The 9,461-nt window shown below is 60.7% G+C and carries 8 protein-coding genes; 6 read left to right on the top strand and 2 right to left on the bottom strand.

The annotated features are described in order from the left end of the window. Nucleotides 1-270 precede the first annotated feature (270 nt). Nucleotides 271-1,662 (bottom strand): PLP-dependent aminotransferase family protein, encoded by a 1,392-nt coding sequence (locus R4P65_RS18905; protein WP_317827681.1) that lies wholly within the window; start codon nucleotides 1,660-1,662, stop codon nucleotides 271-273. 49 nt (nucleotides 1,663-1,711) lie between these two features. Between R4P65_RS18905 and R4P65_RS18900 the strand changes: the two genes are divergently transcribed. Together R4P65_RS18900 and R4P65_RS18895 are read left to right on the top strand one after the other, a co-directional pair. Further along, nucleotides 1,712-2,170, top strand: a complete 459-nt coding sequence (locus R4P65_RS18900) for a carboxymuconolactone decarboxylase family protein (RefSeq protein WP_317827680.1) — start codon at nucleotides 1,712-1,714, stop codon at nucleotides 2,168-2,170. A 352-nt stretch (nucleotides 2,171-2,522) separates the two neighbouring features. Then, nucleotides 2,523-3,320 carry an SDR family NAD(P)-dependent oxidoreductase gene (locus R4P65_RS18895; RefSeq protein WP_317827678.1) on the top strand — a complete coding sequence of 266 codons (798 nt, stop codon included), beginning with the start codon at nucleotides 2,523-2,525 and terminating at the stop codon, nucleotides 3,318-3,320. 14 nt (nucleotides 3,321-3,334) lie between these two features. Here the strand turns inward: R4P65_RS18895 and R4P65_RS18890 are convergent, their stop codons facing one another. Then, nucleotides 3,335-4,456 (bottom strand): GGDEF domain-containing protein, encoded by a 1,122-nt coding sequence (locus R4P65_RS18890; protein WP_317827677.1) that lies wholly within the window; start codon nucleotides 4,454-4,456, stop codon nucleotides 3,335-3,337. 175 nt (nucleotides 4,457-4,631) lie between these two features. Between R4P65_RS18890 and R4P65_RS18885 the strand changes: the two genes are divergently transcribed. The 4 genes from R4P65_RS18885 to R4P65_RS18870 all read left to right on the top strand — a co-directional run bounded on the left by R4P65_RS18885 (nucleotide 4,632) and on the right by R4P65_RS18870 (nucleotide 9,221). Beyond that, entirely contained in the window at nucleotides 4,632-5,276 is a 645-nt protein-coding gene (locus R4P65_RS18885; RefSeq protein WP_230816806.1) for a GntR family transcriptional regulator, read from the top strand. Then, nucleotides 5,276-6,556 (top strand): MFS transporter, encoded by a 1,281-nt coding sequence (locus tag R4P65_RS18880; RefSeq protein WP_317827676.1) that lies wholly within the window; start codon nucleotides 5,276-5,278, stop codon nucleotides 6,554-6,556. The genes R4P65_RS18885 and R4P65_RS18880 overlap by 1 nt, the downstream gene beginning before the upstream one ends. A 393-nt stretch (nucleotides 6,557-6,949) precedes the next feature. Further along, complete coding sequence (locus tag R4P65_RS18875; protein WP_317827675.1) at nucleotides 6,950-7,396, top strand: hypothetical protein; 447 nt, start codon at nucleotides 6,950-6,952, stop codon at nucleotides 7,394-7,396. Between the two features lie 139 nt (nucleotides 7,397-7,535). Then, complete coding sequence (locus tag R4P65_RS18870; RefSeq protein ID WP_317827674.1) at nucleotides 7,536-9,221, top strand: cholesterol oxidase substrate-binding domain-containing protein; 1,686 nt, start codon at nucleotides 7,536-7,538, stop codon at nucleotides 9,219-9,221. Nucleotides 9,222-9,461 lie beyond the last annotated feature (240 nt).

Raw genomic sequence — 9,461 nt, 5'->3', positions numbered from 1 at the left:
AACCCGGAAGCTAAGCCCTTCAGCGCCGATGGTACTGCACTCGACAGGGTGTGGGAGAGTAGGACACCGCCGAACACAATTTAAGAGAAGCCCCCCAACCAGTGATGGTTGGGGGGTTTTCTCGTTCCCACAACACCCCCGGCACCCCCGCATCGAGCCAACGGCACTTCCGTCGCCTCAGACCGACCCAACGTACCGTTCACCCGATCAAGGCTGGGCAAAGGCAGACAGAGTGGGGCAGGGAGAACCGGGAAAATCGTGGGCTACTTCCTATCGCAGCGCCGTCTGTAGCACCTCGCAGAGCACATCCAGCGTCCTCGGGTACTGGGACTGCGTCGGCGTGCTGTATCCGACGACGATTCCGTCACCGCCGACTGACGCCACGTCGGGGTGTCGGAAGGTGGACAGTCCTTCGAGGCTGAGATCGCACGTCTGAGCAGCAGTAAGCACGGCTTGTTCGCTGCCGGAAGGCAGTCGGATCACAGCGTGAAGTCCCGCGGAGATCCCCTCGATCCGGACGTGGGGCACTTTCTGAGCGAGCGTCGCAACCAGTTGATCGCGTCGTCGTCGGTAAGTGGCGCGCATCTTCCGAATATGGCTGTCAAATCTTCCGGACTCGATGAAGTCTGCCAACGTCAATTGATCCGTTGAACTGACCCAGCGTTCGTAAGGTCCTTTTGTTGCGAGAACGGGTTCGATCAGCCTGTCCGGCAACACCATCCACCCAATTCGAATCGCCGGCGACAGTGTCTTGCTGACAGTGCCCAGGTAGGCAACCTGCTGCGGCGCGATGCCTTGGAGTGCTCCGACAGGTTTTCTGTCATAACGGAATTCGCCGTCGTAGTCGTCCTCGATGATGACGCTGCCCGTGCTCGAGGCCCATTCGACAGCGGTTGCACGCCTTGCCGGCGTCAGTGGTCCACCGAGAGGGAACTGATGCGTGGGAGTCAGAAGCGCGCTGCGGGTGGACGTTGATCCCAATTCGTCTGTGCAAGTTCCAGATTCGTCGACCGAGATGGGAACAGTTCGTAATCCTTCGTCGACAAGTAGCTGCCGGTGAAGATGAAGGCAGAACGAATCGACTGCAATCGCTCCGCCGAGGGCACGGGCGAGTAGGGAGATCCCGTGACCCGAGCTGGCGCTGATCACAATGCGGCTCGGGTCGACGCGAACTCCTCTGGCTCGGCTCAGATAGGTGGTGAGGGCGTTTCGGAGTTCGACTCGGCCTCTGGGGTCAGTGGCGGCGAAGGCATCGTTCGGTGCGGCAGTCAACGCCCGCCTGGCGGATGAAATCCATGCAGCGCGGGGAAACGCCGACGCGTCCGGCGATCCGGGGAGAAGGCTGTAGGTGAAGCGCGGTCTTGTCGGCGACGGATCGGTCCCGCGAATGTGTGCGTCGGCGAGCGAAGCGACTACAGTCCCCGAACCCTGCCGTGTGACGAGCCATCCAGCTGCAGCAAGCTCGGCATAGCAGTCCGCAACGGTGTTTCGTGCGACGCCGAGGTCGAGTGCCAGGGTGCGGGAGGGTGGAAGCCTGGTGCCAGGTTTCAACAGCCCACTGTCGATCGCGTCGCGAAGCGTCTGTAGCAACGCGGCTCGAACCCCAATTCCGTGCGGTAGTTCGACATGCAGATCGAACCCAAGATTGGCCCATGAATTCACCACCGGATTGAACCATGTTTCGGGGTCTTTTCGGGCTTACGGTTTAGGTATGACTACAACAACAGGCCAACGAATCGACATTGCGAAGCTGGCGCCCGAGGTCTACAAGGCGATGATTGCGTTGGATGCCGCTGCGCGTCAGGGGCTGGAGCCGACGCTTGTCGAATTGGTCCTCACCCGCGCGTCGCAGCTGAATCATTGCGCATGGTGCTTGGACATGCACACGCGTGATGCTCGCAAGGTCGGTGTGACGGAGCAGAAGCTCTATCTACTGAACGCGTGGGAAGAAGCGCGAGGGATGTACTCCGATCGCGAACGTGCCGCTCTTGCCTTGACCGAAGCCGTGACAGTCCTTACCGATGGTTTCGTTCCGGACGAGGTGTACAGCGAGGCGGCCGGCGAATTCTCGGACGAGGAACTGGCCCGGCTCATCAGCGTCATATTGACAATCAATGCGTGGAATCGCATCGCCGTGACCACGAGGATGGCGCCTCCGGTCCGAAGCTGATCCGGAACCGAATCCTTCGCGTTCGATCGGGTCCGACTGGCGCAGTCGGCGTTCTAGGTAATTGTCACAATGGGGACTAAAAGATTGGCTTTGGGGCAGCAACGAGCCCGTCGACGTGGACCCCGCAACTCCTGTCGATCAGGTGGGTCACCGGCGCGACTTTGATTACCGGACAAGTCAATTTGACCGGCGAGGCGATCCTCATGTCCGACGCGACCGGCAAGAGCAGGAGGTGGAAGATGGTGTGGAGGAAAGGTCGGCCGGCCCGGAGGCGCCCGCAAGTTGGTGTTGGCGCTGTCCCCGAGTTCTCTTCGTAGAGCTAGAGGACTACATGTTGGATAGTGTCGCAGGCATGGATCTTCACCTCTCTGGGAAACGTGCCATTGTCGCCGGCGGGAGCAAGGGGATCGGTCTTGCGATTGCCAGGGGTCTCGCGGCTGAGGGGGTTGATGTTGCGATACTCGCGCGCACGGAATCGACTGTCGTGAACGTTGCTCGAGACTTGGCTTCGCAGTTCGGAGTCCGAGCAATCGGTATTGCGACCGACACGCGTGACGACGATGCAGTCCAGGTGTCGGTGCGGCAGGTAGTCGAAGAATTCGGCGGCGTCGACATTCTGGTCAACTCGGCTGCGACGCCGTTCAGTGCGGGTCGATCGTTCGACTTGGAGGCGTCCTCCGATGATGTCGTTCGTGGAGAGATCGACGTCAAAGTGCTGGGGTACCTGCGCACTGCCCGCGCAGTAGCGCCATATCTGATCGATCAGGGTTGGGGCCGGATCATCAACATCAGCGGTTTGGGGGCCAGACAGGCCACCTCGATCGCCCACACGATCCGCAACGTCAGTGTGTCGGCGCTGACCAAGAATCTTGCAGACGAGCTGGGTCCCAAGGGAATCAACGTCACCGTCGTCCATCCGGGGGTTACGCGAACCGAAAGGTTGACCGCACGGATCGCGCGCGAGTCGGAAGAATCCGGCCAGTCGCCGGCGCAGGTGGAAGAGGGCATCGCGACGAACTCGATTCATCGGATCATCGACGCCGAAGAGGTAGCGGACGTCGTGACCTTCCTGGCATCGCCGCGGAGCATCGCAATCACCGGCGACGCAGTGGCTGTCGGTGGGGGAGTGCCGGGGCCGGTCTACTACTGATACTTCGCGTGCGGCTACCTGGTCGCGGTGGTGACGATCGTGTGAACGCGTCCGCCGCCGAGTCTCTTGCTTTCGTACATCGCCGAATCAGCGACTTTCTGCATGTCCGTGAATGCCCTCGTACGTTCTTCGCCGGCGACGAATTTGTGGGTGCGTACGGCGATTCCGATGCTTGACGTCGACTGGATCTCGTCGGCATTCGAGTGCATTGCCGGTCCGATCGAGTCGAGCATCGGGCCGATTGCCGGGACCGGAAGTGGTTGTACGAGGACGAATTCGTCGCCACCGACCCGCGCGACAACAGCATCGGCATGTGCCCAGGCGGACAACCGCTGTGAAACCCGGAGAATTATGCGGTCGCCGACGTCGTGGCCGTGGACGTCGTTGATCGTCTTGAACCGGTCGATGTCGATCGCGATCACGAGTAGTGCCGCCGATTCTTGACGCTGGAACCCCTCGAGTACCTTCTCGACGTGGCGGTCGAGGCCACGACGGTTCAAGAGGCCGGTGAGAGGATCGAGGTCGGAACTCGAAGCATCCACGCTGAGCATCGTCAGCACGATCTGCGAGATGAATGCGCAGACCACCAACGCGGTGACGACAACCAGTACTTTCGAAACACCAAGGGCTGGATCTCGATTCGGCCCGACCAGAATGGGCTGCGCAGCCACCGCGATCACAAGAAGCGAAAAAGCTAAGTGCGCGATCTGCAACTTCGGGTTGTGGAAGTAGGCGATGTAAATGCCGATCAGGGCAAAAATGACGCAGGTGAGCAATCGTGCCAGCTGGGAGGAATCTCCGACGACGGAGATCGTGACTGCGATGTCACAGAAGACCACGAAACCGAACGAGCGACGCTTTGTGGGGCCGAAGACCCACCATGAGACTCCGACTATGAAGCACGCGATCACGACAACAGTGTTGAAGAACAATGCAATCGTGCTTGTCGGACCGGCAGGGCTGAACCTGTTGAGTAGCGCGCACACTCCCAGCCCGATGACAATGATGCCAAGTAGTAGCCGAGTGGCAGTAGTGAGGCCGTTATCGCGAAGATAGCGAGTGAAGCGGTCGTATTGATCGGGAAGAACCAACCACTCTCGGGTCAGTGTCCTCATGGACTTCATCTGCGACGTCATGGGTGCTTCAGTGTGCGATGGCGGGGGTACGCACCGCTCATCGTGAACCGACTCCTCTTCTGTCCCGCACCTTGCAATGCTAACTGGACCGATGCCGCATTGGACTGAGATGTTCGGATCGGTGACCCGAATGTCTGGGTTGAGCCAGCGTGGAGTATAAATACATCTTGTGTCTATGTTGTATTCCGCTTCCGAAACCGTCTTCCGCGAAGTCAAGGAACTGATCTTGTCCGGCGAGCTCGCCGGAGGGGAGTTGATCAGTGAGGGTGACATCGCCGCACGGACCAGTGTGAGCCGAACGCCGGTGCGTGAGGCATTTCTGCGACTCGAAGCGGAAGGCTGGATGCGCCTCTATCCGAAGAAGGGGGCGTTGATCGTCCCGGTCGCGGACGGCGAAGCGGAACAAGTGGTCAGTGCCAGGCAGCTCGTCGAGACTCAGAGCGTTCGAGTGGTGTCGGTCCGACCTCACGCACGCGAAGCGCTTGTCGAGGCGTTGCGTGCGAATCTGATCGAGCAACGTGAGATTGCTGATCGCGGGGACGTGGCCGCGTTCAGCGCGATCGATGCCGACTTTCACAAGATGATCGTCGCGGCGGGTGGGAATCCACTGCTCGACTCGTTCTACGCGAGTCTGCGCGACAGGCAACGACGGATGACAGCCCGGTCGATCTCACGCGACCCCGGCCAACTGTCTCGCATCCTTGCCGATCACACCGCGCTGACCGACCTCGTCGAAACAGGCGATGCCGACGGATACAACGCTGCCGTACTCACACACATGCGCCAGGTGCACGGCCTCGGCTTCGAAGGCGCTCTGTGATGAGCACCCAAACGATGGGCGTTGGGACCGCGGCCGAACATCGTCCAGGCAGTGAACGTGGCACCGGCGGAAAATGGCTGTGGCTGACCGTTGCCGCCAGCATGTTCGCCGCAGCGTGGGGCGGTAACGAGTTCACGCCGCTGCTGGTGATGTACCGACTCGACCACGGCTATTCGCCAGTGATGGTCGACTTCTTCCTCTTCACCTACGTCGTCGGAATCGTGCCAGCCCTGCTGCTCGGCGGCCCGCTCTCCGATCGATTGGGTCGACGCCCGATCATGCTCCCCGCGCCGATCATCGCGATCGCCGGTTCGACGCTGCTCGCTTTCGGGGCGGACTCCGCGGCTGCTCTCATCCTGGGAAGAATCCTCTGTGGCATCGCCTTGGGTATCGGTATGGCAGTCGGCGGCTCCTGGGTCAAGGAGTTGTCCACGCAACCTTGGGATTCGACGGCTTCGGAAGGCGCAGGTGCTAGGCGAGCGGCGATGAGTCTGACCGCGGGCTTCGCCTTGGGGGCGGGTGCTGCGGGAATCTTGGCGCAATGGGCGCCCATGCCGAGTGTGTTGGCGTACGTGCTGCACATCGCGATCACCGTCCTCGCCGCCGTAGCGCTGTGGCGTGCGCCCGAAACACGACCGGCACAGGCGAAATCCGACCGTCGCAGGTTGATCGACGACCTCAAGATCCCCTCCGCAGGTCATCGCAGATTCCTCTACGTCGTTGTTCCGTTGGCGCCGTGGGTGTTCGGTGCTGCCAGTGTCGCGTATGCAGTTATTCCGGCGCTCATGACCGGGCACAGTGGCGATGCGCCCGTGGCCTTTTCGGCTTTGCTGTGCATGGTCGCGCTGACATGCGGATTCGCGATTCAGTCGTTGGGACGCAAGATCGATACCGACCGCAGTGCGCGCGGCGCCGTTGTGGCTCTGGTGTTTCTGGTGGTCGGTATGGCCGGCGCTGCTCTGGTTGCGTCGACGCTGACCGTGGCGATCGCGATCGTGGCTGCAGCGATCCTTGGTTGCGGGTACGGCATGGCATTGGTGTCCGGGTTGCTGGAGATCCAGCGAATCGCGGGGCCGGACGATCTGGCAGGACTGACTGCGGTGTTCTACTCGATCACCTACATCGGGTTTGCAGTGCCTGCGTTGCTGGCGATGCTGTCGGAAAGTATTCCGGCGCTGACCTATACCGCGACCCTTCTCTTCGGTGCGGCAGTCGCACTCGCCTGCCTTGTATTGATTCTGTTCAAGTCTCGTTCACATCTTCCGCGCGTTTCTGAGTGACACCGGTCCGCAAAGTGCCGATTGTGAAGGTTGGACGAATTGCGCCGACGCGCGGGTTCTGATATCTCGATTACTCTGACCTGCAACGTATTTCCCCAATTTCGAGGGACCGTGATCTGCCGCCGGATTCGGAGCGGCACGATTGTCTGCGCATGTTTTGGTGATCCTGCTATCAGTTGCAGCCCCAGTCAGCGTGACATACAGTAACGCTCAGTCGGAAACGACCGATAGATTGCTCATGCGCTACAAAACAATCTTTTGGTTGGTTTTAGCGTCAGAATGCAGTACTCGATCTCACCCATGGGCACCCATTGCCCGGTTCGCGCCTGTGTGGAAGCGGACTACGGGCGGCGGATGTTCTCGGAACGGCAATGTCGCGAAAGGGCATAAACAATGAAATCAGCGATTCGACGCTCAGCGGTAGCAGTTTCGATTGCCGCAGTACTTACTCTCGGTGTCGCGCCGGCTGCCATCGCGGCACCCGCAAGCGACGCGGCGGGGCAGACCCCCACGATCTCTGCGGTTGCAGGCGACGGCGTGTGGGCACCGAGCCACGACGAGGCGCTCGCTCTCATCCCGGTGTGCAGCGGCCCGCTGGCCACGCTCAAGTGGCTGAACGCCAACTTCGCGGATCATGGGACGGACATCGCATCGGCGCTGCGCAGGAACGTGGCAATGCTGACCGCGATCCTGACGTTCACTGCCAAGCCGTACGATGTGCTGCAGCTTCTGTTCCAGGACATTCTCCAGGTGCCGGTCTACACGGTCAACGACGTTGTCTTCCATCAGGTTCCGACCGTCAAGGACATTCTGACGTTCTGCTCCTCGACCCGCCGCTGATCTTCGAGCGGCACAACACCGTCTCCGGACGGTGTTGTGCCGCGCAGCGGGGCGGAGAATTCGCACCCCGCTGCGTTGCCTGAACCATGGGCGCGCCTACGCCCCAGACTCTCATGCAAGGAAGTGAGGACTTCGCGTCATGCGGTCCCTTGATCGACGGACATTTCTCACCGGTTCGGCTGCTGCTGCTGCCGGCCTGCTGCTCTTCGCGGGCTTCGAATCTCCTGCGCACGCCGACGAGGTACTTACCGGCTATCCAGGATCAATTCCTTTGCGTCGTGCGCGATTCGAGAATTGGGACGGCGCCATAGTTGCTGACCAGTTGTGGACGGCAGTACCGCGTAACGCGACTGATGTTGTCGCGCTGGTGAACTGGGCGCACTCTGCTGGATACACGATTCGGCCGCAAGGACATCGACATACGTGGTCGCCGTTGACGGTTGCACCGGGTACGGCGGGCAACAAAAAAGTCCTCCTCGTGGACACCACCTCGAAGCTCACCGCCATGTCGATGGCAGATGCCGAGACGGTGCGGGTCCAGGCAGGCGCGTCTATGGAGAAGCTACTGCGCTTCATTGAATCGAACGGACGAAGCCTCACTGCGGCACCAGCTCCCGGCGATGTGACAGTTGGCGGTGTCCTCGCGGTCGGTGGGCACGGTACGGCGATCCCGTCGCTGGACGAGCTGGGTAAACCCGGAACGATCTGGGGGTCGATGAGCAATCTGGTCTCCTCGCTCACCGCAGTGGTCTGGGACGCGAAGTCCGGGTCCTACGTCGAGCGCACTTTCGATCGCACGGACACCGACTGCGCTGCGTTTCTCACGCACCTCGGGCGAGCCTTCATTACCGAGGTGACGCTCAAAACTGTTCCCGCATACATGCTTCGTTGCCAGAACTTCACCAATATTCCGATATCGGAGCTGTTCGCGAAGCCTGACAAGGTCACGAATCGTTCGTTGAGCAAGCTGATCGACGCATCGGGACGGGTTGGCGTGATCTGGTATGCCTTCACCGACAAGCCGTGGGTGCAGGTGTGGACCCGCAGTGCGAACAAGCCTTTCACGTCGCGGCGCACACTGGGTCCGTTCAACTATCTGTTCGCCGACAATCTGCCCACCCCTGTACCGCAGCTACTCGGAAATCTGGTCGAAGGTCATGCCGAGGTGGCACCGGCATTCAATGCTGCTGTTGCGCTGGCGACCTCCACCGGATTGGATGTGACATTTGCTCGGGACATGTGGGGCCCGGCGAGTCACTTCTTGCACTTCGTGAAGCCGACGACCCTGCGCGTCACTGCGGGTAGCCACGTCATCGTGACGCGGCGATCCGAGGTGCAGGCAGTAGTGCACGAATTCACCAGCCACTACACCGCGATGTTGGACGACTACCGTCGACGGGGAATGTTTCCCATCAACAGTGGTGTCGAAATACGTGTGACAGGCGTTGATTCGGCGATGGAATATGGACCAAATGCTGACGCTCCCGCGCTCAGTGCGGCAACAGCCGTCCCGGGTCATCCAGAGTGGGACACCGCCATCTGGTTGGACACCCTCACGTTGCCCGACACCCCGCACCAGAGCGAGTTCTACCGTGAACTCGAGCGCACGTACTTCGTGGAGTTTCCCGCTGAGCGCGGAGTGGTTCGCGCCGAGTGGGCTAAACGGTGGGGCCATACAAATGATGGAGCGTGGCTGGACACCGACACACTGCGCACGCGAATTCCGGCGTCGTACCCGAAATGGGACTCGGCCGTCGAGACGCTTGCGCGCTGGGATCCACATCGCATCTTCACCACTGAACTTCTCGACCAACTGATGCCGTAAAAGTTTCAGGACAACACTTTCTGGAGATCGCTCCGGAAGATCCGTCCGTTCTCATCGGGAGAACGGACCACGAGAACAGGAGAACAACATGTTCGGACCCCTCGGTACCATCGTCACCCTCGCAGGCGGACTCGCGGCACTGGTCATCGGCGTTATCCCGGCAGCACTCGGTGGACTTATCGGCGGCTTCTCCGGCTGAATCCGAGTCCGGCTCGAATCGGCTCCGCTGACATTGTCATT

Source organism: Rhodococcus sp. IEGM 1318, from assembly GCF_033142465.1.
Taxonomy (GTDB): Bacteria; Actinomycetota; Actinomycetes; order Mycobacteriales; family Mycobacteriaceae; genus Rhodococcus_F; species Rhodococcus_F qingshengii_B.
The sequence above is the reverse complement of the archived record's forward strand: the minus strand, read 5'-3'. Positions and strand labels throughout refer to the sequence as shown.

What these genes read in the sequence shown, in the direction of transcription:
- R4P65_RS18900 (WP_317827680.1), top strand. Translation starts at nt 1,712, where the DNA reads ATGACTACAACAACAGGCCAACGAATCGACATTGCGAAGCTGGCGCCC.
- R4P65_RS18895 (WP_317827678.1), top strand. Translation starts at nt 2,523, where the DNA reads ATGGATCTTCACCTCTCTGGGAAACGTGCCATTGTCGCCGGCGGGAGC.
- R4P65_RS18890 (WP_317827677.1), bottom strand. Translation starts at nt 4,456, where the DNA reads ATGACGTCGCAGATGAAGTCCATGAGGACACTGACCCGAGAGTGGTTG.
- R4P65_RS18885 (WP_230816806.1), top strand. Translation starts at nt 4,632, where the DNA reads ATGTTGTATTCCGCTTCCGAAACCGTCTTCCGCGAAGTCAAGGAACTG.
- R4P65_RS18880 (WP_317827676.1), top strand. Translation starts at nt 5,276, where the DNA reads ATGAGCACCCAAACGATGGGCGTTGGGACCGCGGCCGAACATCGTCCA.
- R4P65_RS18875 (WP_317827675.1), top strand. Translation starts at nt 6,950, where the DNA reads ATGAAATCAGCGATTCGACGCTCAGCGGTAGCAGTTTCGATTGCCGCA.
- R4P65_RS18870 (WP_317827674.1), top strand. Translation starts at nt 7,536, where the DNA reads ATGCGGTCCCTTGATCGACGGACATTTCTCACCGGTTCGGCTGCTGCT.